We start from the raw sequence: 21,526 nt of genomic DNA on the forward strand, positions 1-21,526 counted from the left end.
AACTGTGGGGGGCTTGCTCGCGAATGCGGCCTGACAGTCAACACAGTTGGATTGGGTACATATCCATTCCTTCGGTAACGGCCACTTAGGGTTCCGCCCTGACGGCGGCTCACTTTGCAAGAGCGGCAAAGTAAGCAAAACGCTCTTGCCCCACCACTCGGCACCTCGCTCAGGCTCGGTGTGCCCGTAATCCGCCAGTGATTTGGGGGGCCGCCGCCACGCGCCATCCATGGCGCGGGGCGGCTAAACCGGCATCCCTGCCGGTTTACCCCCCAAATCCCTGTCGAATTCCGGCCAGCGTGGTTTGACGGGGCGCCTAAGATCAAGATCAAAAGCAGATCAAGATCAAGAGCGGCTCGCTTCGCATCGTGGTTACCGTCTGCTGCTACAGCCCACAAAGTTACGTAGATACCTATGCCTGCTTATGTTTACCACAGCGGCTATATGACTCATCCTTCCTAGCCCGACATGAGGAATCGCGTTATGCCCACCCTGCATCTGCTCTGCGGCAAGATCGCCTCCGGCAAGTCCACACTCGCCAAGACCCTTGCCACCGAGCACGCAGCCATTGTGCTCAGCGAAGACCAGTGGCTGGCCAGTCTCTACCCTGGTGAGATCCAGAGCATTGCCGACTATCTTCGCGGTGCCCAGCAGGTTCGTGGAGTACTTGAGCCGCTGGTGATCGATCTGCTGGCGTACGGCGTCAATGTGGTGCTGGATTTTCCGGCCAATACCGTCGCCAATCGTCAATGGTTACTCGGCCTGGCCCATGCAGCCAAGGTGCCGCACTGCCTGCATTACCTGGAGCTGGACGATGCCACCTGTCGTGCGCGCCTGCATGCGCGCAACGCCCAGGGGGAGCACGATTTTGCCGCCACTGATGCCGAGTTCGACCTGATCACTCGCCATTTCAGTGTGCCGAGGGAAGAGGAAGGTCTGGTGATTGAGGTGCACCGCCCGTGAACATCCAAAAACCTGCAGGCATCGATGCCGACGGCTATATCCTCAACGTCGCTGATGGGCCTATACAACTCGAGTTCCAGCCCCTGCTGACGGATATCTGCGCTACCTTGTCCCGGCCTGAGCTGGGGCTGCACGGGATCTACCTGTATGGCAGCATCGCACGGGGCGAAGGTGAGATCGGCATTTCTGATCTTGACCTTTCCCTGATACTGGTCGAGCCACCGGATGCGCCTGTGCTTGAACAATTGGAGTCGGCCCGACTCGCCCTGGAGCAACGGCAGCCGAGCGTCACCAAGATCGACTTTGACATCGGCCACCGCGCCCAAGTGTTGGCGCCTGAAAACCTAAACAGTTGGGGCTTCTGGCTCAAACATCATTGCCGCTGTCTCTGGGGCGAAGACCTGTCACTGCACGTCGAACCGTTTCGCCCGTCCCGCGCCATCGCCCTGGCGGTCAACGGCGATTTTGAACAGGCGCTTACGGCGTACCTGTTGCGCATCGAACAGGCCAGCACTGAACGCACACGGCTTGACCTGCAGCGGGAAGCATCGCGGGCCTTGATCCGCGCTACCCACACCCTGCGAGCCGAGGATGCGCAAACCTGGCCGCAAACCCTGGAAGACTACGTCGGGCTGTTCGTTCAGCATTACCCGAACATGCGCGTGCAAATCGCCTACTTCCTGTTTGAGGCACGCAACCCGAGCGCCGAGGGCGAGGCATTTACGACACGCCTACGGGCATTTTTGAGTTGGATGGTTTCGGCTCTTATAGAAAGGAATCAATCAGATGCGTGAACGCAAAGCAGCACGATTACTGGTCATAAACCCTGCACAGCAAGTGTTGCTGTTTCGCTTCGTGCATAAAGACGGCGCCCTGGCCGGCCAGGATTACTGGGCCACGCCGGGCGGTGGCGTGGAGGCGGGGGAGAGCTTTCACTGCGCCGCGATTCGTGAGTTGCGCGAAGAGACCGGGATCACCGTCAGCAGCGTCGGGGAATGTGTAGCAGAGCGCAACGTGACCTTGATGCTACCCTGCGGCGAAACGGTGCTGGCGGTTGAGCGGTACTTCGTTGTGCATGCGCCCAGCGAGGCGTTATCCAGGGCCGAGTGGACGGTACAGGAGGCCCAAGTGATGGCGGATCATCGCTGGTGGTCGGCAGAGGCCCTACGCGCGACGAGCGATACGGTATGGCCGCAGGCGTTGCCGCAAATGCTGAAAGATGCCGGGGTGTTTTAGCCGTTTCTAGCGGGGAAAGAATCGGTGCGGCCTGCAAGCGGCCAGGGCGGGGCAGGCCCTGTCATCCATGATCTCTTCACTGGCCAGCCGCCCGACGATGGCCGCTAACGTTACCCCGGGATGCATCGCGCAGACATACGTACCGCTGAGGCCTGGCAACTCGCCAATGATGGGAATGCCATCTTCCGGTATGGGCCTGAGCCCGACGCAGGCCAATTGTGGCTCGATAGACGTGATGCCTTCGAGCTCATCCGCAATGGCGCGGGCGGTGCGCAGGGCAATGGCGGCCGGTTGGTTGTGCGCGGCATCGCCCAGGAAGTCTTCCGCTGCCAGCCAGATACCTTCGGCACTTTCGCGCACCTCCATTGCCGCATTGGAAATAAGCGTGCGCACGATGCCGGACGGGGCGCTGTAGCGGATAAAGATCGCGGGGGAGGCGTCAATCGGCAAGGGAAAACCCAGCAGCTTCGTTAGCGCTGGGGTGCCCGTTCCGGCGGCGAGCGCCACTACGTCAGCATTGATGACGCCTAGGCGGGTTTCAACGCCGGTGACCTGTAAGCCCTGAGTCTTGAAGCCCAACACCCGCGTATGCGTCAGCAGCTTGGCGCCGTGGGCCTGGGCCCCCGTTATTAACGCCTGGGTGGTGTGTACCGCGTCCAACGCGCCTTCTTCGGCTTTGAACTGCGCGTGCTCGGGCGGTTTTTTCAACTGCGGTTCAAGCTCGCGAATACGCTCGCGGGTGACCCGTAAAGCCATCGCCGGTTGGGTGTTCGTGCCATAACACAGGGCGCCCGTCCAACGAATTTTTACGCTGGGCAGCTCCTGTTCCAAGCGGTGATACTCGCGGATAGCTACACTGCGCAAAGAGGCAATGGGGTCAGGCGCGTTGTGGGTGGTGTTGATCCAGGCGAATGAAGTAGCCGTGACCCCGGACGCAACATCGCCGGCATCGACCACCGTCACGTTCGCGCCCTTGCCGGCCAGGTGGTAGGCCAGTGAAGCCCCCACGATACCGGCGCCAATGACCACAATACGTTTGCCTTGAACCATATCTGCCGTCCTTGTTATTGGCGTGCCAGGATTTCCCCGGTATTGAACACCCTTGCATAGTCCATCGCCAAGTTACTCAGCGACATCGCATGCACATCTTCTGCGGCCCACAGCCGCCCCGACAAGTCGGTTTGATCGAAGGTAAAACACGCATCCGCCGCCACGATCACGTCGAACCCCAGGTTGCCGCCCGAGCGTGCGGTGGATTCCACTGAATTGTTGGTGATGACCCCGACGATCACCAACTGCTGGATCGAGCGCAGGCGCAGCCAGCGCTCCAGGCCCGTGGCGCTGAATGCATCCGGTACGTTTTTTTCCACCACATGCTCGTGGGCCAGGGGGTGCAGCGCATCCTGGAACTCACAGCCAGGTTGGCCTGGCCGGAACACCGAAGCGGCAGAGCGGGAGATATGCCGCACATGAATGATCGGGCGTTGCGCCTGGCGCCAGGCATTGAGCAATTGCTGTATGTGCAGCTCAGCGTCTGGGTTGTTGCGGCGGCCAAGGGTGGGATCGGCCATGCCTTTTTGCATATCGATGATCAACAGTGCGGCGTTCGGCGCTATCGGTTCCATGGCCTGTCCTGGCAGTGGTGAACATTATCTAACGGGTATAACGCAGTCCAAATGTGGGAGCGGGCTTGCTCGCGAATGCGGTCTATCAGTGACGTGTTTAACAACTGACAGCATGCATTCGCGAGCAAGCCCGCTCCCACAGGTTGGACATTAGCACCGATCAGCAGCCCATACGCAAAACCCTGAGACTTCCCGGCGAAACGCTTCATAATGGCGGCCAATTTGTTTAGCTCGTTATTCTGGTGTGCCCGCATGGAAATTAAGGTCAACTTTCTCGACAACCTTCGGCTTGAAGCCAAGTTCGATGACTTCACGGTCATTGCCGACCAGCCCATCCGCTACAAGGGCGATGGGTCGGCACCGGGGCCATTCGACTACTTCCTGGCTTCGTCGGCGTTGTGTGCGGCGTACTTTGTGAAGTTGTACTGCCAGACGCGCAATATTCCCACCGAGAATATTCGCTTGTCGCAGAACAACATCGTCGACCCGGAAAACCGCTACAACCAGATTTTCAAGATCCAGGTCGAATTGCCCGCAGACATCTCCGACAAGGACCGCCAGGGCATCCTGCGTTCCATCGACCGTTGCACCGTGAAAAAAGTGGTGCAGGCCGGGCCGCAATTCGTGATTGAGGAAGTCGAGAACCTCGACGCCGATGCCCAGGCGTTGTTGATGCCCAACTCCACGTCCGCAGCGGGCACCTACATTGCCGGCAAGGACCTGCCGCTGGAGCAGACCATCGCCAACATGTCGGCGATTCTCGCGGGCCTGGGCATGAAGATCGAGATCGCCTCGTGGCGCAATATCGTGCCCAACGTGTGGTCGCTGCATATCCGCGACGCCCATTCGCCGATGTGCTTTACCAACGGCAAAGGCGCGACAAAAGAGGGCGCGTTGGCGTCGGCGCTGGGTGAGTTCATCGAGCGCCTGAACTGCAACTTCTTCTACAACGACCAGTTCTGGGGCGAGGACCTGGCCAACGCGCCGTTCGTGCATTACCCGGACGAGCGTTGGTTCCAGCCGGGCCCCAACGATGAGCTGCCGAGTGAAATCCTCGATGCTTACTGCCTGAAAGTCTACAACCGAGAGGGCGAGCTGCGCGGTTCGCATCTGTTCGACACCAACTCCGGCAACGAAGCCCGTGGCATTGTCTCGCTGCCGTTCGTGCGTCAGTCCGATGGCGAGGTAGTGTATTTTCCGTCCAACCTGATCGAAAACCTCTACCTAAGCAACGGCATGAGCGCAGGCAACACCTTGGCCGAAGCCCAGGTGCAGTGTCTGTCGGAGATTTTCGAACGGGCGGTGAAGCGCGAAATCATCGAAGGCGAATTTGCGCTGCCGGACGTCCCCGCCGAAGTGCTGGCCAAGTACCCCGGGATCCTGGCGGGCATCGCAGGCCTGGAAGCCCAGGGCTTTCCGGTGCTGGTCAAGGACGCGTCCCTGGGCGGTGAGTTCCCGGTAATGTGCGTGACCTTGATGAACCCGCGCACCGGCGGCGTTTTCGCTTCGTTCGGCGCGCACCCGAGCCTGGAAGTGGCGCTGGAACGCAGCCTCACCGAGCTGTTGCAAGGCCGCAGTTTCGAAGGCTTGAACGACCTGCCGCAGCCGACCTTCGAAGGCCAGGCGGTCACCGAGCCGAACAACTTCGTGGAGCACTTTATTGACTCCAGCGGCGTGGTGTCGTGGCGCTTCTTCAGTGCCCAGTCCGATTATGAATTCGTCGAGTGGGACTTCTCCGGCCAGGGCGAAGACTCCAACGCCCAGGAAGCCGCTACGCTGTTCGGCATCCTCGAAGGCATGGGCAAAGAGTCCTACATGGCGGTGTATGAGCACCTGGGCGCTACCGCCTGCCGCATCCTGGTGCCGGACTACTCGGAAATCTACCCGGTGGACGACCTGATCTGGGACAACACCAACAAGGCGCTGTTTTTCCGCGAAGACATCCTCAACCTGCACCGCCTCAACGAGGAGGAGTTGCAGGCGTTGGTCGAGCGCTTGATAGAAAGCGAGCTGGACGACTATACCGACATCACTACGCTGATTGGCATCGAGTTCGATGACAACACCGCGTGGGGCCAGTTGACCATCCTGGAGCTGAAACTGCTGATATTCCTGGCGCTGAAGCAGTATGAAGAGGCCAAGGAATGCGTAGAGATGTTCCTGCAGTACAACGACAACACCGTTGAGCGCGGCCTGTTTTACCAGGCGATGAACGCGGTGCTGGAGATGGAACTGGATGATGACTTGGAACTGGCTGACTACGAGGCCAACTTCCGGCGCATGTTCGGTAATGAGCGCATGGACGCGGTGATCGGCTCGGTCGACGGCAGTGTGCGCTTTTATGGGCTGACGCCGACCAGCATGAAGCTGGAAGGCCTGGACCGGCATTTGCGCCTGATTGACAGCTACAAGAAGCTGCATGCGGCGCGGGCCAATATCACCGCGCGCTGAAATGTGGGCGGGGGCTGCCCTGGAGCCCCCCTGTAGGAGCGAGCTTGCTCGCGAAAAACGTCAACGATAACGCGTGTTTCCTGAATAAACGCGGCGCCTATTGATTTTTCGCGAGCAAGCTCGCTCCTACAGTGGGCAAGCCAGCTCCCACATACAGCCACCCTGGAAATTGAGTTAGATGTGGGCCAAGGCTTGCGCCAGATCGGCGCGCAAATCCTCCACATCCTCAACGCCTACCGACAAGCGCACCAGCCCATCGCCAATCCCCAATTGCGCCCGCGTCGCCGCCGGGATGCTGGCATGGGTCATGATCGCCGGGTGCTCGATCAGGCTTTCCACGCCCCCCAGGCTCTCGGCCAGGGCGAAGATCTTCACGTTTTCCAGAAAGCGCGTCGCGCCGGCCAGGTCGCTGTTCAAGTCCACTGAAATCATCCCGCCAAACCCGCGCATCTGCTGTTTCGCCAGGTCGTGCTGTGGGTGGGATTCCAAGCCCGGGTAGTGAACCCGTGACACTTGTGGCTGTTGCTCCAGCCAGGTGGCCAGGTCCAGGGCATTGCTGCAATGGCGCTCCATGCGCAGCGCCAGGGTTTTTACCCCGCGCAGGGTCAGGAAGGCATCGAACGGCCCGGCGATGGCGCCGATGGAGTTTTGCAGGAAGCCCAGGCGCTCGGCCAAATCCGGGTTGTCACCGACAACAGCGATACCACCGATCACATCAGAATGCCCATTGAGGTATTTGGTGGTGGAGTGCACCACGATATCGAAGCCCAACTCCAGCGGGCGCTGGATCCAGGGGCTGGCAAAGGTGTTGTCGGCCACGCAGATAATCCCGCGGGCACGGCAGATGCGGGCGACGGCGCGCAGGTCGGTCAGGCTCAGCAGCGGGTTGCTTGGGGTTTCGACCCAGACCATGCGCGTGTCGTCCTGCAATGACGCTTCAAACGCCGACAAGTCGCTCAGGTCGACATAGCTGAAGCGGTGCCCGGCACTGCGCTGGCGCACTTTGTCGAACAGACGGAAGGTGCCGCCATACAGGTCGTTGCCCGAGACGATGTGCGCACCGGCATCCAGCAGTTCCAGCACGGTGGAGATCGCCGCCAGCCCCGAGGCAAACGCAAATGCCTGGCTGCCGCCTTCAAGGTCGGCCACGCAGCGTTCCAGGGCAAAGCGCGTGGGGTTATGGGAGCGGCCATAGTCAAAGCCCTTGTGCACGCCGGGGCTGTCCTGCAGGTAGGTGGAGTTGGCGTAGATCGGTGGCATCAGCGCGCCCGTGGTCGGGTCGGGTGACTGCCCGGCGTGGATCACGCGGGTGGCAAACGCGCTTTTATCGGGCTGGCTCATGCAAGGGATCTCCGTAGGTGGTTAAGCAGGTCGACGCGGGTGATCAGGCCATAAAAGCCTGAGGCATCGGCAATGATGGCGACCAGGCCGCGATCCAGCTCGGCCTGCAGTTCGGCCAGGCTGGCGCTGGGGGCCAGGGTATGCAGGGTGTTGGTCATGGCGCTGGCGACGGTCATGGAAAAGTCTGCGGCGTCGTGGTGCAGGCCCAGCAGGATGTCGGACTCGTCGATGACGCCCACCAGGGTCTGGCCATCGACCAGCACCGGCAGTTGCGACACGTCCGCCAGGCGCATGCGCTGGAAGGCGGTGAGCAGGGTGTCGCCTGGGCTCACGCTGATCACGCGGCCGTCTTCGAAGCGGCGCGCGATCAGGTCGCGCAGGTCGCCGTAGTGTTTGTACTGCAGCAGGCCGGCGTCGTTCATCCACTGGTCGTTGTAAACCTTCGACAGGTAGCGCGTGCCGGTGTCGCAGACAAAGGTCACCACGCGCTTGGGTTCGGTTTGCTCGCGGCAGTAGCGCAAGGCAGCCGCGAGCAGGGTGCCGGTGGATGAGCCGCCGAGGATACCTTCGGCCTTGAGCAATTGGCGGGCGTGGTCGAAGCTGTCGGCATCGCTGATGGAGTAGGCGTGACGCACGCTGGACAGGTCGGCGATCGAGGGGATGAAGTCCTCGCCTATTCCTTCAACGGCCCAGGAACCAGGGGTTTCCAACTTGCCGCTGCGGCTGTATTCGGCCATCACCGAACCGACCGGGTCGGCCAGCACCATGGCCAGCTCGGGTTGCACGCGCTTGAAGAAACGCGTCAAACCGGTGAGGGTGCCGGCCGAGCCGACGCCCACCACGATGGCGTCCACGTCGTGCTGGGTCTGCGCCCAGATCTCCGGCGCGGTGCTGGTCTCGTGGGCCAAGGGGTTGGCCGGGTTATTGAACTGGTCGGCGAAGAACGAGCCTGGAATATCTTTGGCCAAACGTGCCGCCACATCCTGGTAATACTCGGGATGGCCCTTGCCCACATCGGAGCGGGTGATATGCACCTCGGCGCCCATGGCCTTGAGGTGCAGCACCTTTTCCGTGGACATCTTGTCGGGCACCACCAACACCACCCGGTAACCCTTGGCCCGGCCCACCAGTGCCAGGCCCAGGCCGGTATTGCCGGCGGTGGCTTCAATGATGGTACCGCCAGGGCGCAAACGACCGTCGCGTTCAGCGGCGTCGATCATCGCCAGGCCGATGCGGTCCTTGATGGAACCGCCGGGGTTTTGCGATTCAAGCTTGAGAAACAGCGTGCAGGGGCCGGTATCGAAGCGGCTGACCTTGACCAGCGGGGTGTTGCCGATCAGTTCGAGTACGGCAGGACGTGAAGGCGTGGGCATGTCGTCTCCTGGTTACGGGATGGGCGTAGGGCGAGGGACAGCAAAAAAACAGCATGGCTTGGAACATAGGCCGGTATCGCCCGTGTCGCAACCGGGCGTCCGTTGTATGACTTTTTTTGCCGCATGGGGGAGGCGCGCAATCCAAATGTGGGAGCTGGCTTGCCTGCGATGGCGGCGGTACTGTCGGCATCTATGTTGCCTGACCCACCGCCATCGCGGTCTCGCCAAGGCTCGAGCGCTCCCACAGTTCAGTTCCCGGCAATGGCGGCTTCGATGGTAGCAATGTCGATCTTGGTCATGGTCATCATCGCCTCAAACGCACGCTTGGCGACGGCAGGATCTTTGCTGGTAACTGCATCGACTAACACCTTCGGCGAGATCTGCCACGACAGCCCCCACTTGTCCTTGCACCAACCGCAAGCACTCGCCTGCCCACCGTTGTCGATGATGGCATGCCACAAACGGTCAGTTTCCTCCTGATCCTCGGTAGACACCTGAAAGGAAAACGCCTCACTGTGCTTGAACAGGGGGCCGCCATTGAGGCCCACGCATGGGATACCGAGTACGGTGAATTCCACGGTCAACTCATCGCCCTGCTTGCCAGATGGGAAGTCGCCAGGTGCACGGTGCACGGCCTTCACTTCGCTGTTGGGGAAGGTCTGCGCGTAGAAGGTCGCTGCCTCCAGGGCATCGCCGTTGTACCAGAGGCAGATCGTATTCTTGTTGTTCATCGCAAGGCTCCTCGGGTTGAAAGGTGTATGAAGTCTAGACGATAGCCGCAGGCGTTCTTCTCCGTCTAAAACCGCTCATCCAGAATCGCCGGCAAGGTGATGTCCTTGACGAAACTGGCCGGCGACAAGCTCAGCGTCATGCGCACCACCTGCACCACGTCATGTACGGGGATCAACTGACCTTCGCCGCGCTGCGCCGCCACTGCGAGGGGGGCGCTCAACGGGTCTTCGGTGTTCAGGTAACCGAGGTTCAGGCAGGTCACGCCCAGGCGACGATGCCGATAACCTTCACGCAAGGCATCGGCAATCCCGCGCAGCGCAAACTTGGAGGCACCAAAGGCCACCTCAGGGCGGCCACTTTGCGGCAGGCCGGAGGTGGAGCCGGTCAGGATGATCCGTGGGTTGGCGCTGTTGAGCAGCACCGGCAGCAGGCGTTTGATCAGCAACAAGGTAGAGGTGATGTTGCACGTGACAATGGCTTCGAGCTGCTCATCACTGTCGGCCAAAAAGTTGTACGCCGGATCGAAGGCAAATTCTTCCCAGATACCCAGGTTGTAAATCAGAGTATCCAGCCCGCTCTCGGCTACCGAAGCTTCAATGGTCTGAGCAGCTTTGGCGGGTTCGGCCAGGTTGGCTTCGATCCAGTGCACCTGCACATCAGCCTTGTGGTTGAGCTGGTCAGGACGGCTGCGGGATACACCGATCAGCGTATCCCCGGCTTCGCCCAACCCCTCGATCAGGGCTTTGCCCAGGCCCTTGCTGGCACCAACTACCATGGTTTTCATTACGCGTCTCCTTGACTGAAGGGCGTAGTTATAAGCCAGTTGGGTAGGGCTTTCCAGCGTGTGCTCAGGCTTGCACCGCTTCCGGGCAAGTCTGCAAACCTGCACGCCGCGCACGCCAGCCCAAACCCAGCACCATCAACAAACCCAGCCCAGCCATGATTGCGCCTGCCAGAGAAATAGCCGGGTAGCCCAGCCCAGCGTTGAGCACTGCACCCCCCAACGCCGCACCAATCGCATTACCAAAATTGAACGCACCGATGTTCATCGCCGAAGCCAGGTTAGGCGCGTCTTTGGCAGCCTCCATCACCCGCATCTGCAGCGGCGGCACCAGGGCAAAGCTGGCAGCACCCCACAGCAGGATCGACAACGCGGCGGGCAGCGGCCATTGCATCAGCACCGAAAAGGCCAACAGCACGGCAATCAACACCACCAGAGAGATGATCAAGGTGCGGTCCACCGAGCGGTCCGCTGACTTGCCACCCCACACATTGCCCAGGGTGAGCCCGACTCCGAACAGCACCAGCATCCCGGTGACGAAGTTGGTCGAAGCGTGGGTGACGTCGCGCAGAATCGGCGCGATGTAGGTGAATACCGTAAACATCGCACTCGAGCCCACCACGGTCAGCGCCAACGCGGCCAGCACCGGCCCGCGACCCAGCACACGGATTTCCGCCATCAGCCCGCCACCCTTGGGCGCGGGAGTATTGGGCAAGGCCCACCACAGCGCGGCCATGACCACCGCGCCAAGCCCACTGATGCCCCAGAACGCGGTACGCCAACCGAAGTTCTCGCCAAACCAGGTCGCCAGGGGCACGCCGCCAATGGTTGCGAGGGTCAGCCCCATGAACATCGCCGCCACAGCGCCCGCGCGCTTCTCGGGCGCCACCAGGCTTGCGGCCACGATCGAGCCAATCCCAAAGAACGCTCCGTGATTGAGCGACGTCACCAGCCTGGCGATCATCAGCGTCTGGTAGTTGCTGGCCAATGCCGACAGCAAATTACCCAGGGTAAAAATCGCCATCAGCCCGATCAGCAGATAACGGCGGGGCACCCTGGCCGTCGCCAGGGTCATGATCGGCGCGCCAATCAACACGCCCATGGCGTAGGCGCTTACCAACAGCCCCGCAGCGGGGATGGAAACGCCAAGATCAGCGGCGATACCGGGCAACATGCCCATAGGGGCAAACTCTGTGACTCCGATGCCAAAGGCACCGACGGACAATGCTACAAGGGGGGGATTGATACGCATGGGTGACTCCTCATCTGTGAGCCAAATGCTACAATCCTGCCTTTTGCAGCAGTAGCCCTTGGTTGGGAACTACAGCTTTGCGCGGGAGGCACAAATGGACATCGGCGGGCGCTCGGGAGAGATGGAAGTCTTCACTATGGTCGCCGAGCACGGCAGTCTGTCGGGTGCGGCCAGGGCGTTGGGGCTGACCCCATCGGCCATCAGCCGCATCATCACCCGCACCGAACAACGCATAGGCACTCGCCTGCTGCTGCGCACCACCCGCGCCATCACCTTCACCGTCGAAGGCGAAGCCTACCTGCGCGGCGCCCGGCGCATCCTCGCCGACATGGCCGAAGTCGAAGACGCCATCACCGACCAGGGCGCCCCACGCGGACGCCTGCGCGTCAGCGCCGCACTGGCCCACGGCCGCATGACCATAGTCCCCCTGATCGCCGCCTTCAGCGCTCGCTATCCCGCCATCGTCGTCGACCTGATGCTCGGCGATGAAGTGGTGGATATTCTCGGCGGCCAGGCCGACGTCGCCATCCGCTTCGGCCCCCTCGCTGACAGCCCCCTGACTGCTCGCCTTATCGGCTCTACCGGGCAGGTTATCGTCGCCTCACCGGAATACCTGGCACGGCATGGCACTCCCGTGACGCCGCAGGATTTACTGCAGCACAACTGCCTGCGCTTCAACTTCCGCAGGGCGGCGCCGGATTGGCCGTTTCGGGTGGAGGGGCGGGAGTTTTCGCTGAAGGTGGCGGGGACGATTGAGGGGAATAGTGGGGAAGCATTGGCGCAGTTGGCGAAGCTGGGGGCGGGGGTGGCGAGAATTGGGGCGTTTAGTGTGGTGGAGGAGGTGAGGCGGGGGGAGTTGGTGGTGTTGCTGGAGGAATTTAATCCGGGGGATGTGGAGCCGATTCATGCGGTGTTTGTGGGGGGAGGGGCGATGCCGGCAAGGGTTAGGGCGTTTGTGGATTTTTTGGTGGAGCGGCATGGGGTGTAATGGAGGATAATCAAAGAAAGAGACTTGAACAATTGATGAATTTATTTGATTAGGACTGTATGGGTCCGTTTTTTTGGAGTTTGCTTTGTCTAAGCGCAGATCAAAAGAGAGTGAGCAGGATGTGGGTTGGGGGGCATTTGGAGCAAGGTGTCTGGATGATATGGTCTGGAAGCTAGTATGGGAAATACAAAACCTCGAACGAGAGGAACGCTCCACTACAGGGCCTTTCAAACAAGAAAAAGAAGCTGAGTTCGCTGCTTTTAACTGCGCAATTTCGGCATGGCATATTTTGGATTGGGTTTGGAAGACGTGCAGCCAAGAGCAAAAAAAGCAAGTCAGCCCAACGGGGACATTTAAAGATTTCAAAGCCGCGATGGCTGCTGAGTGTCAAAGTTTGTTGATATGTCAAACCTTATGCAATTCTTCTAAGCACGCATCTCCAGGGCGGGACTTGCACCTGCGATGTATAGGACGATTTACATTAATTGACCCTGTTTCAAATTTGATGAAGTTTAACTTGATTATTCAAGTTGGCGGGGTGGAACATTTGGCTGTTGATGTGTTTAAGCAGGCTGGGCGGTTTATGTTTGATAAATTGATTGCTTGGGATCTTTTTGAGATTTTTGATGAGGATGACAATTTTTTTGTCTAACTAAATGCTCCTAAATGTCTGGAAATTGGCCCGCAAGCCCATGCCGTCTTCATCGGCGCCCCAGGTAAGACCAGTGAGAATGTAAACAGTGTTCATGAGCGTCTCAACCCCGCTCATAAGGTCAGCCATCTGACGGTTGAATTCCGTTCTGTCTGATTCAATGCTTCCCTTTGCTATCTTCGGGTGTCTCGGTGGTGTCGCTTTTTAAGCTTGCTGAAACGTTTCATCGAGTTTATAAAGCGCAAACAACTCCAATAAAGGCCACCGCCATGACCCCGCTAAAACTCCTCGTTGCCCTCAGCGCACTCTCTGCCGCCTCCCACGCCATGGCCTGGGACTACGTGCTCCTCGACACCGACAAAGCCGCCCAGAACTGGCAGGTCACCAGCCAGCAGCTCGGCATCCAAACCGACAAACCCTTCAGCGTCACTCTGCGCACTCTGCACGGTGGTCGGCAGGAGGGCGTGAGCATCGTCGATATCGATAACGGCACGATGAAGCTCTCGGTAGTGCCTACTCGCGGCATGAACGTGTTGCAGGCGTCGGTCGGCGATGTGCGCATGGGTTGGGATTCGCCGGTCAAGGAAGTGGTGAATCCGTCCTTCATCGAGCTCAATGGCCGTGGTGGTCTGGGTTGGCTGGAAGGTTTCAATGAGCTGGTCACCCGCTGCGGCTACGAGTGGGTCGGGCACCCTGGGATCGACAACGGCGAGCTGCTGACCCTGCACGGGCGGGCCGCTAATATTCCTGCGAATAAGGTCACCCTGCATATCGATGAAAAACCGCCGTACGCCATCACCCTGCGCGGCGAGCTGAAAGAGCAGGCGTTCAAGAAGGTCGATTTCTCCGTTGCGACCGAACTGGTCACCGAGCCTGGCAGTGTGGTGTTCGCTCTCAACGACACGCTGACTAACAATGGCGATTATCCGAAGGAATATCAGGCGCTGTATCACAGTAACTTCAGCACCCCGTTCCTGGAGCAAGGCGCTCGTTTCGTTGCGCCGGTGAAGCAAGTGTCGCCGTTCAACGACAAAGCCAAGGGCGAACTGGCCGACTGGCAAACCTACCGTGCGCCGACCAAGGACTATGACGAAGCGGTTTACAACGTGGTGCCGTATGCCGATGCCAAGGGCGATACCTTGACCGTGCTGCATAACAAGGCCGGTAGCCTGGGGGTTTCGGTTGGTTTCAATACGCAGACACTGCCGGTGTTTTCCCTGTGGAAGAACACAGATACCCAAGGGCAGGGCTATGTCACTGGGTTGGAGCCGGGGACGAGTTTTTCGTACAACCGTCGTTATCAACGGCCACTGAACCTGGTGCCTACGATCGGGGCGAAGGAACATAAGCAGTTCCGTATCAGCTACAGCTTGTTGACGGATAAGGCGGCTGTGGAAAGGTCCTTGAAGCAGGTCAGCGAGATTCAGGGTGGGCGGCAGACTGAGGTGCGGCAGACGCCTTTGGTGGATTTGACCAAGGGGTGATGTTGGCTGGAACCTCCACGCGGGCCCGGCGTTCTTCATCGACGCCGGAACCCGCGCCCTGCAAGTGTCATCGATGGGCATGCATACTGAAATAACCGTATTTCAGGAGCCTATCCGTGATTCGCAGAGCATTACCCGCCGACGCAAAGGCCATTGCCCAAGTGCATATCAGCAGTTGGCAAGACGCCTACCGTGACCTGATGCCCGCCCAGTTCTTGAGCGGATTGCAAGCAACGCTGGCTCGGCGCGAAGCCCATTGGGTTCGCTCGATTGCCTCGGGTGAGTCAACGGTATGGGTTGCCGAGGTGGGCCAGCAGGTGGTTGGCTGGATAGCCGTAGGCGCCAGCCGTGACGAAGACGCCGTGCAGGCCACTGCAGGTGAGGTCATGGCCATCTACGTACTCGCCGAACATTGGCACACCGGCGTCGGGCGGGCCTTGTGGAATGCCGGCTTGCAGGACCTGTTGGCGCAAGGCTATGAGCGTTTAACGCTGTGGGTCTTGGCCGGTAATGTACGGGCGATTCGATTTTATCGCCGGGCGGGGTGCGTCGAGGAGGCCGGGACACAGCGCCATCTTGAGAGGGGCGGTGTGGCGTTGGTGGAGGTGAGGTATGGTTTGCCGTTGAGATAGCCTAGGTATTTACGCAGCTTGGGCATCAGTTGGATCGTTGTCGGCTGCCAGGCCGTCATCGCAGGCAAGCCAGCTCCCACATTTGGATCACGGGGCATCAATTATATTGGCGTCGGCTGCCAGGTCGTCACGGGAGCAAGCTACCTCGCCACAGGTGCAGCGTCGTACTGAAGTTAGGTGGATACCTATGCCGATGACGGTCATCTTCACAGGCGCATTCACGCCTCACTCATGCCTTACGCGCAGTCAACAACACCGCCGCGGCCGCTGACAACAAACCCGCGCAGCAGCGATTGAACAGGCGCTTGCCCTTCGGCTCGGCAAACCAGCGGCGCATATGCAGGCCCATATAGGCGTAGGCGCTGATAGCCACCCATTCCAAGGCCAGGAACATCACACCCAGCAGGGCAAACTGCGCGGTGATGGGTTGGCCGGGCACCACGAATTGCGGGAGGAAGGCGGTGAAGATCAGGATCGCTTTGGGGTTGCCCGCGGCCACCAGAAATTCCTGCCGCGCCAAGGCCCACAGGCCTACCTTGCTCGTCGCGGTTTCTACCTGCTGCTGCGGGTCTGAGCGCCATAGCTGATATGCCAAGTAAAACAGATACGCCGCGCCGAGAATCTTGATCCCGTAGAACAACAACTCCGAGGTTTGCAGTACCACCGCCAAGCCAGCGGACGCGAGGGCGATCATGCCGGCGAAGGCCAGCAGACGGCCGAGACCGGCGAGGCAGGAGGTGCGGTAGCCATAGCGGGTAGCGTTGCTCACGGATAGCAGGTTATTGGGGCCGGGGGCCATGTTCAGGGCGAAGCAGGCGGGGAGGAAGAGGGCGAGGGTGGCGAGGTCCATGGCGGCTCCGGGTTGGCGGGTCGTAAGGCATTAAACGTGGGTTAACAATCCGTGGCTGGGCTTATGGCCCCGCGAGCGCTTCAGGTGCCGCGCCAAACAACCGATCGGCGATCTGCCTGCCCCGTTCCAAGCCTTCCTGCGTCAACCAAATGGATTTGTTTTTGTTCACCGGATTACTGATAAAACCTTGCTCGTGGAGTCGGTTCATTATTTGAAAGTCGTGGCCTTTCCATGAGTTGCCGTTATCAAAGCTGAAGGTGGTCAGCAGGGCAAGTACGGCTTCCTCAATCAGTTTTTCGTCGTATTCCATAATGGGTACTCCGTTTGGATTACACAGACCCTGTCGAGCCTCTGGGATTTGCGGGTCAAGAATGCATGCAGTCACGTGCTTGAGCGATTGCAAAAGCTTTTTTAGCCGACTTGTCGACACCTATCAATAACCCTCAAGTTTTTAACAAAGGTTTACACAGTTTACTGCGTCTATTCGGTATGTTTTTCAGTGACTTGCACAACTTGGTAGAACATCGATGCAGTTCCTTGATCACCCACTGGACCCGCAGCTCATCAACATCCGGCGGTTGTTTCCAAGCCCATTGGCCAGCATTCAGTTTCCCGACGCGAAAAGGCTGAATGCTGAGCTCAAGGCCCAGATTGTCCAGCGCATGGCAGCCGACGTTCACGGCACGCGTCGCAGCAATGCCGGGGGTTGGCAGTCGGCCGATGACTTTGCGCAGTGGGGCGGGGAAGCCTGTAAAGCCTTGGTAAGGTTTGCCACGCAGTTCGCCACCCAAATGACCGCCGTGCACAGCGAGCAGTATGGGTTCATCGAGCCCGGTGTCGAGTGGAAGGTCAACGCCTGGGTCAACGTGAATGAGGCGGGCCACAGCAATGCACTTCACGGCCACCCTGGGGCATTCTGGTCCGGTGTTTATTGGGTCGATGCCGGTGGCCGCGAGGATGACCCTGCGGTGGGCGGCGACCTGGAATTCCTGGACCCGCGCGGCATGGTGGCTTCGACCTATAACCCGGCCCTGCGCATGCGAGTAGAAGACTGCCTGACTGCTGGGTTCAGCAGCACCTGCGCCGCCGCCACGGGCACATTCGTGATGTTTCCGTCGTGGTTGATGCATTCGGTACGCCGCTTTGAAGGCACGCGACCGCGAATCTCCATTGCCTTCAATTTTGGTGCCTGAACGCTCAAGTCAGCGATGCAACACTCCACACCGCTAACTCATACCCATCCGGATCGGTGAAGTGGAACCGGCTGCCACCGGGAAACGAAAACGTCTGGCGTGTAATCACCGCGCCCAGCTGTTGAAGCCGCTGCTGCACACTGTCCAAGTCATCTGCGTACACGATAACCAAGGGGCCGCCCGGCCGCACAGGCTCGCCGGTGGTGAAACCACCCGTGAGCCGGCCATCGCTGAACTCGCTGTAGGTGGGGCCGTAGTCGACGAATGTCCAGCCGAATGCAGCGCCGTAGAAGGCTTTGCTGCGGGCAATGTCGCTTACGTTGAATTCGATATTGTCGATCTGTCGGTCTCTGCCACGAGTACTCATGGGGGCTTCCTTGGCCGGTGTGCAAGGCCGGAGTGTAGCGTACCTCACATCCTTTTCATTCACCGATAGGGCCTTTGTGATTAGGCAGTATCTCTGAACAGTGCATCCAGCCAAGGTGTGCTTATCTTTGTCGAGGGCCACTCTAGAATGGCGGCGTACTTCTCCCAACTAAAGGAATGTTGTCATGCCTAATCATTCAATCAACGGCAAGGTTGCACTGATCGCGGGTGGTGCGAAGAACCTTGGCGGGTTGATCGCCCGCGATCTGGCCAAGCATGGCGCCAAGGCTGTCGTGGTGCATTACAACAGCGCTTCCAGCCAAGCTGACGCGAACGCAACCGTCGCCGCTATCGAGGCGCTAGGCGCGAAGGCTGTCGCCTTGCAAGCGGACTTGACCACGGCGGGGGCGATGGAAAAGCTCTTCAATGATGCCGTCGCGGCAGTCGGCAGGCCGGACATCGCGATCAATACCGTGGGCAAGGTGCTGAAAAAGCCAATGGCTGAAATCACGGAGGCGGAGTACGACGAGATGATGGCCGTCAATTCCAAGACTGCGTTCTTTTTTATCAAGGAAGCCGGCAAGCACCTCAATGACAATGGCAAGATCTGCACTATTGTCACTTCACTGCTGGGCGCTTTCACGCCATTTTACGCTGCATATGCCGGCAGCAAGGCGCCGGTAGAGCAATTCACGCGTGCGGCGGCGAAGGAGCTGGGCGTTCGGGGTATTTCGGTCACGGCAGTAGGGCCGGGGCCGATGGATACGCCGTTCTTCTACCCGGCCGAAGGCGAAGATGCGGTCAGTTACCATAAGACGGCTGCCGCGCTGTCGCCGTTCTCGCGCACGGGCCTGACAGATATCGAGGATGTGGTCCCGTTCATCCGTAACCTGGTGAGTGACGGGTGGTGGGTGACTGGCCAGACAATTTTGATCAATGGCGGCTACACCACCAAGTAAACGGTCAACGCGCAGGCACAGACGTGGTGAGCGCCGATCGATCCGTGCCCCCGAGCATTGAGAGCCCATGGATAGAATCGAACAGTACCGCGTCTTCGTTCAGGTCGCAGAGCTTGGCAGTTTCATACAAGCGGCACGGCTGATGAGGCTGCCACGCGCGAGCGTGTCGGCCGCCATTCAACAACTGGAGGCCAATGCCGGCACTCGACTGCTGCACCGAACAACCCGCAAGGTCTCCCTGACCGCCGATGGCACCCAGTTACTGCTGAAGGCGCGCCAAGTCTTGCTGGACATCGATGATATCGACCAACTGTTTAACAGCCATCAGGAACAGGTCATGGGCCGTCTGGAAGTGGACGTGCCCAGCCGCATAGCGCGGCGCCTGGTGATGCCTGCGTTGGCCGAGTTTCTCCGCCTCTACCCTGGGCTCCAACTCGGCCTGGGCTCCACCGATCGCGCCATTGATTTGGTACAGGAAGGCGTTGACTGTGTCATTCGTTTTGGCACCCCGCAGAACAGCAGCCTGGTGGTGAAACCGTTGGGCAAAGTGTTGCTGGTCAATTGCGCGAGCCCCGCCTACTTGGCGGAATTCGGGGTGCCCACACAGCCTTGTGATTTGCAAAATCGGCATGTCTGTATCGGCTACAGCACGAGCGCAGGCGGCCAGGAAACGGCCTGGGAATATTGCGTCGATGGCACCGGGCAGGCTGTCATGATGCCGAGCCGCGTGGTGGTCAACAATGCCGAAAGCTATATCGCAGGATGCTGTGCAGGGCTTGGCTTGATTCAGGTGCCGTTGTTCGATGTTCAGCACTTATTGGACAGCGGCGAATTGGTGGAGGTGATGGCGGCCTATCGGCCGGCCCCCATGTGCGTTTCAGTCCTGTACCCGACTCGCCGCCAACGCTCTCGTCGCCTTGGCGCGTTCATCGAGTGGTTTGCCGCCTTGATGGCTCCGCATCTGGAACCTTGATGCACTCCAGCGGTATGCCCACCTGTTCTCTCTGACTCGCCATGTTCCGGGTTGGGCTCAAGGATGAAACCTGCGCCCCAACGCATCCAGCCGCACCGCGATCGGTGGCAGGCGTTCGCTGCTGCGGGCGAGTGTCTCGACGTCGTCGGCGGTGTTCTGGGCGATACTTTGCACCGACTGCAAGCGCTCGACGACCTCCAGGTTGGCCGAGGTCTGCTCGCGGGTGGTGGTGACGATGTGGCCGTTGAGTTGGTCGATGTGCGCGATGTCCTCGCCCACCGCCCGTAGCATGTCCACGGCCACTTGGCTGTCTGCCACACAGCGCTCTACGCCTTCGCGGCTGGCGTGCATGGCTTCGACGGCTTGGCGGCTGCCGTGTTGCAGGCCCTCAATGATGCTCTTGATTTCCTGGGTGGAGAGGGCGGTGCGCTGGGCCAGGCTGCGCACTTCATCGGCCACCACGGCAAAGCCACGGCCTTGCTCGCCGGCGCGGGCGGCCTCGATGGCGGCGTTGAGGGCCAGCAGGTTGGTCTGGTTGGCGATGCTGCTGATCACTTCCAGCACCGAGCCGATTTGCTCTGCCTGCACCGCCAGGGATTCCACGGTCGACTCCGTGCCGTTGATACGCGAAGCCAATTGGCTGATTTCATGCTGGGCGCGGCCGACGCTTTCCTGGCCGCGCACAATCTGTTGGCTGGCTTGGCCTGCATGCTCCACCGCCTGTTCGACCTGCACCGTAATGTGGCCCATGGCGTGTTCCATGCGCTGCATCGAGCCGGTCATCTCGCCGATCTGCGCCAGTTGATGCCGTGCGCCTTTTTCCAGGGTGCCGCTGGCGCTGGCCAGTTCCTGGCCGAGCTGGCCCAGGCCATGGGAGTCGCGAGCGACGCCGTCGATCAGGTGGGTGAGTTGCTGCAGGAAGTGGTCGAACCGCTTGGCGAGGGACACGTGGGCCTTGCCTTCACCTTGGGCGGTTTCCACGGTGAACTGCGAGGTAACGGCGAGCATCTTCTCAAGCATTTCCTGGCTCTCCACCGCTTCGGCCTGGCTATGAACGGCCAGGTAGAGCAGGGCGACGGTCTCCATCACCACATAGAAGGCGTGGACGAAGACCATGGTCCAGCCGCCGTGATGCTCCATCACAAACACAGGGAAACCCTGGTGTTGCAAGGCATGGAACACCACGTGATGCACCGCGATGGTCAGTGCCGCCACTAGGATCGGCAGCCAGTCACGGTAGAAGGTCAGCACCGCCAACAGCGCGAAAATGCCGAAGTGGGATTCGATCACCCCGTGCGCCTGGTTGATGTGCAACGCCGCCATCACCATCAAACCAGCACCCAGTGCACAACGCATCACGCGGGTGCCGCCAATCACGCGGTACAGCGCCGTGAGCACCACGCCGGTGCCCCCACCGACGATCACGGCCTGCATGAGGGTGTCGTGCCAGAACGCCAGGCCGAGGGAGAACAGAAACATCAGCCAGATCAATGCCAGCATGATGCGGTCGGCCTTGCGATAGTGCTCGAGAAAACGGACGGGCATTCACTCTTACTCCATGAGAGGGGGGGCGTCGAGGTCAAACAAGCACGCGGTGTGCCACACAGGCGCATCGCTGTGGAGTGAAGCAGATGTTCAGGATTGTTGCCGGTTACCCACGCGTTATCGGCACGCG

Annotated in this window: 22 protein-coding genes; 11 read left to right on the forward strand and 11 right to left on the reverse strand. The window is 60.0% G+C overall.

The window, feature by feature from the left end; translation table 11 throughout:
• The first annotated feature begins 483 nt into the window (after nucleotides 1-483).
• The 3 genes from ODQ19_RS14175 to ODQ19_RS14185 are packed head-to-tail and all read left to right on the forward strand — an operon-like array spanning nucleotide 484 to nucleotide 2,199.
• Nucleotides 484-963 carry an AAA family ATPase gene (locus ODQ19_RS14175; protein WP_330210376.1) on the forward strand — a complete coding sequence of 160 codons (480 nt, stop codon included), beginning with the start codon at nucleotides 484-486 and terminating at the stop codon, nucleotides 961-963.
• A complete protein-coding gene (locus ODQ19_RS14180) occupies nucleotides 960-1,757 on the forward strand; it encodes a nucleotidyltransferase domain-containing protein (protein WP_330210377.1) in 798 nt (265 codons plus the stop codon). Before ODQ19_RS14175 ends, ODQ19_RS14180 begins: the two co-directional genes overlap by 4 nt.
• Nucleotides 1,750-2,199 carry an NUDIX hydrolase gene (locus tag ODQ19_RS14185; protein ID WP_330210378.1) on the forward strand — a complete coding sequence of 150 codons (450 nt, stop codon included), beginning with the start codon at nucleotides 1,750-1,752 and terminating at the stop codon, nucleotides 2,197-2,199. Before ODQ19_RS14180 ends, ODQ19_RS14185 begins: the two co-directional genes overlap by 8 nt.
• Nucleotides 2,200-2,205: 6 nt before the next feature.
• On the opposite strand, the gene ODQ19_RS14190 is transcribed toward ODQ19_RS14185, so the two are convergent.
• Nucleotides 2,206-3,249: an NAD(P)/FAD-dependent oxidoreductase gene (locus tag ODQ19_RS14190; RefSeq protein WP_330210379.1), complete on the reverse strand. Its 1,044-nt coding sequence runs from the start codon at nucleotides 3,247-3,249 to the stop codon at nucleotides 2,206-2,208.
• Nucleotides 3,250-3,263: 14 nt separating this feature from the next.
• Nucleotides 3,264-3,824 (reverse strand): cysteine hydrolase family protein, encoded by a 561-nt coding sequence (locus tag ODQ19_RS14195; protein ID WP_330210380.1) that lies wholly within the window; start codon nucleotides 3,822-3,824, stop codon nucleotides 3,264-3,266.
• A gap of 252 nt (nucleotides 3,825-4,076) precedes the next feature.
• Between ODQ19_RS14195 and ODQ19_RS14200 the strand changes: the two genes are divergently transcribed.
• Complete coding sequence (locus ODQ19_RS14200) at nucleotides 4,077-6,275, forward strand: OsmC domain/YcaO domain-containing protein (protein WP_330210381.1); 2,199 nt, start codon at nucleotides 4,077-4,079, stop codon at nucleotides 6,273-6,275.
• Nucleotides 6,276-6,449: 174 nt separating this feature from the next.
• On the opposite strand, the gene ODQ19_RS14205 is transcribed toward ODQ19_RS14200, so the two are convergent.
• The 5 genes from ODQ19_RS14205 to ODQ19_RS14225 all read right to left on the reverse strand — a co-directional run bounded on the left by ODQ19_RS14205 (nucleotide 6,450) and on the right by ODQ19_RS14225 (nucleotide 11,754).
• Entirely contained in the window at nucleotides 6,450-7,616 is a 1,167-nt protein-coding gene (locus ODQ19_RS14205; RefSeq protein WP_330210382.1) for a cystathionine gamma-synthase, read from the reverse strand.
• Entirely contained in the window at nucleotides 7,613-8,989 is a 1,377-nt protein-coding gene (locus tag ODQ19_RS14210; RefSeq protein ID WP_116668657.1) for a pyridoxal-phosphate dependent enzyme, read from the reverse strand. The genes ODQ19_RS14205 and ODQ19_RS14210 overlap by 4 nt, the downstream gene beginning before the upstream one ends.
• Nucleotides 8,990-9,237: 248 nt before the next feature.
• On the reverse strand, nucleotides 9,238-9,720 hold the full coding sequence (locus ODQ19_RS14215) for a VOC family protein (protein WP_330210383.1): 483 nt from the start codon (nucleotides 9,718-9,720) through the stop codon (nucleotides 9,238-9,240).
• 65 nt (nucleotides 9,721-9,785) lie between these two features.
• A complete protein-coding gene (locus ODQ19_RS14220; RefSeq protein WP_330210384.1) occupies nucleotides 9,786-10,505 on the reverse strand; it encodes an SDR family oxidoreductase in 720 nt (239 codons plus the stop codon).
• Between the two features lie 64 nt (nucleotides 10,506-10,569).
• Entirely contained in the window at nucleotides 10,570-11,754 is a 1,185-nt protein-coding gene (locus ODQ19_RS14225; protein ID WP_330210385.1) for an MFS transporter, read from the reverse strand.
• Nucleotides 11,755-11,848: 94 nt separating this feature from the next.
• Between ODQ19_RS14225 and ODQ19_RS14230 the strand changes: the two genes are divergently transcribed.
• The 4 genes from ODQ19_RS14230 (at nucleotide 11,849) to ODQ19_RS14245 (ending at nucleotide 15,510) form a co-directional block, all read left to right on the forward strand.
• On the forward strand, nucleotides 11,849-12,742 hold the full coding sequence (locus ODQ19_RS14230) for a LysR family transcriptional regulator (protein WP_330210516.1): 894 nt from the start codon (nucleotides 11,849-11,851) through the stop codon (nucleotides 12,740-12,742).
• A gap of 85 nt (nucleotides 12,743-12,827) precedes the next feature.
• Nucleotides 12,828-13,394 carry a hypothetical protein gene (locus ODQ19_RS14235; protein WP_330210386.1) on the forward strand — a complete coding sequence of 189 codons (567 nt, stop codon included), beginning with the start codon at nucleotides 12,828-12,830 and terminating at the stop codon, nucleotides 13,392-13,394.
• Nucleotides 13,395-13,663: 269 nt separating this feature from the next.
• Entirely contained in the window at nucleotides 13,664-14,878 is a 1,215-nt protein-coding gene (locus ODQ19_RS14240) for an aldose 1-epimerase family protein (protein ID WP_330210387.1), read from the forward strand.
• A gap of 116 nt (nucleotides 14,879-14,994) precedes the next feature.
• Nucleotides 14,995-15,510 carry a GNAT family N-acetyltransferase gene (locus ODQ19_RS14245; RefSeq protein ID WP_330210388.1) on the forward strand — a complete coding sequence of 172 codons (516 nt, stop codon included), beginning with the start codon at nucleotides 14,995-14,997 and terminating at the stop codon, nucleotides 15,508-15,510.
• Nucleotides 15,511-15,739: 229 nt separating this feature from the next.
• Here the strand turns inward: ODQ19_RS14245 and ODQ19_RS14250 are convergent, their stop codons facing one another.
• Both ODQ19_RS14250 and ODQ19_RS14255 read right to left on the reverse strand, forming a co-directional pair.
• Nucleotides 15,740-16,360, reverse strand: a complete 621-nt coding sequence (locus ODQ19_RS14250) for a LysE family translocator (RefSeq protein ID WP_330210389.1) — start codon at nucleotides 16,358-16,360, stop codon at nucleotides 15,740-15,742.
• A gap of 61 nt (nucleotides 16,361-16,421) precedes the next feature.
• Entirely contained in the window at nucleotides 16,422-16,670 is a 249-nt protein-coding gene (locus ODQ19_RS14255; RefSeq protein ID WP_003191615.1) for a DUF6429 family protein, read from the reverse strand.
• A gap of 217 nt (nucleotides 16,671-16,887) precedes the next feature.
• On the opposite strand from ODQ19_RS14255, the gene ODQ19_RS14260 reads away from it, so the two are divergent.
• Nucleotides 16,888-17,553, forward strand: coding sequence for a TIGR02466 family protein (locus ODQ19_RS14260; protein ID WP_330210390.1), 666 nt, complete (start codon nucleotides 16,888-16,890; stop codon nucleotides 17,551-17,553).
• Between the two features lie 4 nt (nucleotides 17,554-17,557).
• Here ODQ19_RS14260 and ODQ19_RS14265 read toward each other — a convergent pair whose 3' ends face one another.
• Nucleotides 17,558-17,920, reverse strand: coding sequence for a VOC family protein (locus ODQ19_RS14265; RefSeq protein WP_330210391.1), 363 nt, complete (start codon nucleotides 17,918-17,920; stop codon nucleotides 17,558-17,560).
• A gap of 184 nt (nucleotides 17,921-18,104) precedes the next feature.
• Between ODQ19_RS14265 and ODQ19_RS14270 the strand changes: the two genes are divergently transcribed.
• Nucleotides 18,105-18,878, forward strand: coding sequence for an SDR family oxidoreductase (locus ODQ19_RS14270; protein ID WP_032902433.1), 774 nt, complete (start codon nucleotides 18,105-18,107; stop codon nucleotides 18,876-18,878).
• A gap of 67 nt (nucleotides 18,879-18,945) precedes the next feature.
• Nucleotides 18,946-19,851: a LysR family transcriptional regulator gene (locus ODQ19_RS14275; RefSeq protein ID WP_116667400.1), complete on the forward strand. Its 906-nt coding sequence runs from the start codon at nucleotides 18,946-18,948 to the stop codon at nucleotides 19,849-19,851.
• A 57-nt stretch (nucleotides 19,852-19,908) separates the two neighbouring features.
• Here ODQ19_RS14275 and ODQ19_RS14280 read toward each other — a convergent pair whose 3' ends face one another.
• The gene (locus ODQ19_RS14280) at nucleotides 19,909-21,396 is read right to left on the reverse strand and encodes a methyl-accepting chemotaxis protein (protein WP_330210392.1); all 1,488 of its coding nucleotides are present in this window, start codon (nucleotides 21,394-21,396) and stop codon (nucleotides 19,909-19,911) included.
• Between the last annotated feature and the right edge of the window lie 130 nt (nucleotides 21,397-21,526).

Source organism: Pseudomonas sp. AM4(2022) (genome assembly GCF_036346515.1).
In the GTDB taxonomy this organism is placed as follows: Bacteria; Pseudomonadota; Gammaproteobacteria; order Pseudomonadales; family Pseudomonadaceae; genus Aquipseudomonas; species Aquipseudomonas paracarnis.

What these genes read in the sequence shown, in the direction of transcription:
- ODQ19_RS14175 (WP_330210376.1), top strand. Translation starts at nt 484, where the DNA reads ATGCCCACCCTGCATCTGCTCTGCGGCAAGATCGCCTCCGGCAAGTCC.
- ODQ19_RS14185 (WP_330210378.1), top strand. Translation starts at nt 1,750, where the DNA reads ATGCGTGAACGCAAAGCAGCACGATTACTGGTCATAAACCCTGCACAG.
- ODQ19_RS14190 (WP_330210379.1), bottom strand. Translation starts at nt 3,249, where the DNA reads ATGGTTCAAGGCAAACGTATTGTGGTCATTGGCGCCGGTATCGTGGGG.
- ODQ19_RS14195 (WP_330210380.1), bottom strand. Translation starts at nt 3,824, where the DNA reads ATGGAACCGATAGCGCCGAACGCCGCACTGTTGATCATCGATATGCAA.
- ODQ19_RS14200 (WP_330210381.1), top strand. Translation starts at nt 4,077, where the DNA reads ATGGAAATTAAGGTCAACTTTCTCGACAACCTTCGGCTTGAAGCCAAG.
- ODQ19_RS14205 (WP_330210382.1), bottom strand. Translation starts at nt 7,616, where the DNA reads ATGAGCCAGCCCGATAAAAGCGCGTTTGCCACCCGCGTGATCCACGCC.
- ODQ19_RS14210 (WP_116668657.1), bottom strand. Translation starts at nt 8,989, where the DNA reads ATGCCCACGCCTTCACGTCCTGCCGTACTCGAACTGATCGGCAACACC.
- ODQ19_RS14215 (WP_330210383.1), bottom strand. Translation starts at nt 9,720, where the DNA reads ATGAACAACAAGAATACGATCTGCCTCTGGTACAACGGCGATGCCCTG.
- ODQ19_RS14220 (WP_330210384.1), bottom strand. Translation starts at nt 10,505, where the DNA reads ATGAAAACCATGGTAGTTGGTGCCAGCAAGGGCCTGGGCAAAGCCCTG.
- ODQ19_RS14225 (WP_330210385.1), bottom strand. Translation starts at nt 11,754, where the DNA reads ATGCGTATCAATCCCCCCCTTGTAGCATTGTCCGTCGGTGCCTTTGGC.
- ODQ19_RS14230 (WP_330210516.1), top strand. Translation starts at nt 11,849, where the DNA reads ATGGACATCGGCGGGCGCTCGGGAGAGATGGAAGTCTTCACTATGGTC.
- ODQ19_RS14240 (WP_330210387.1), top strand. Translation starts at nt 13,664, where the DNA reads ATGACCCCGCTAAAACTCCTCGTTGCCCTCAGCGCACTCTCTGCCGCC.
- ODQ19_RS14250 (WP_330210389.1), bottom strand. Translation starts at nt 16,360, where the DNA reads ATGGACCTCGCCACCCTCGCCCTCTTCCTCCCCGCCTGCTTCGCCCTG.
- ODQ19_RS14255 (WP_003191615.1), bottom strand. Translation starts at nt 16,670, where the DNA reads ATGGAATACGACGAAAAACTGATTGAGGAAGCCGTACTTGCCCTGCTG.
- ODQ19_RS14260 (WP_330210390.1), top strand. Translation starts at nt 16,888, where the DNA reads ATGCAGTTCCTTGATCACCCACTGGACCCGCAGCTCATCAACATCCGG.
- ODQ19_RS14265 (WP_330210391.1), bottom strand. Translation starts at nt 17,920, where the DNA reads ATGAGTACTCGTGGCAGAGACCGACAGATCGACAATATCGAATTCAAC.
- ODQ19_RS14270 (WP_032902433.1), top strand. Translation starts at nt 18,105, where the DNA reads ATGCCTAATCATTCAATCAACGGCAAGGTTGCACTGATCGCGGGTGGT.
- ODQ19_RS14275 (WP_116667400.1), top strand. Translation starts at nt 18,946, where the DNA reads ATGGATAGAATCGAACAGTACCGCGTCTTCGTTCAGGTCGCAGAGCTT.
- ODQ19_RS14280 (WP_330210392.1), bottom strand. Translation starts at nt 21,396, where the DNA reads ATGCCCGTCCGTTTTCTCGAGCACTATCGCAAGGCCGACCGCATCATG.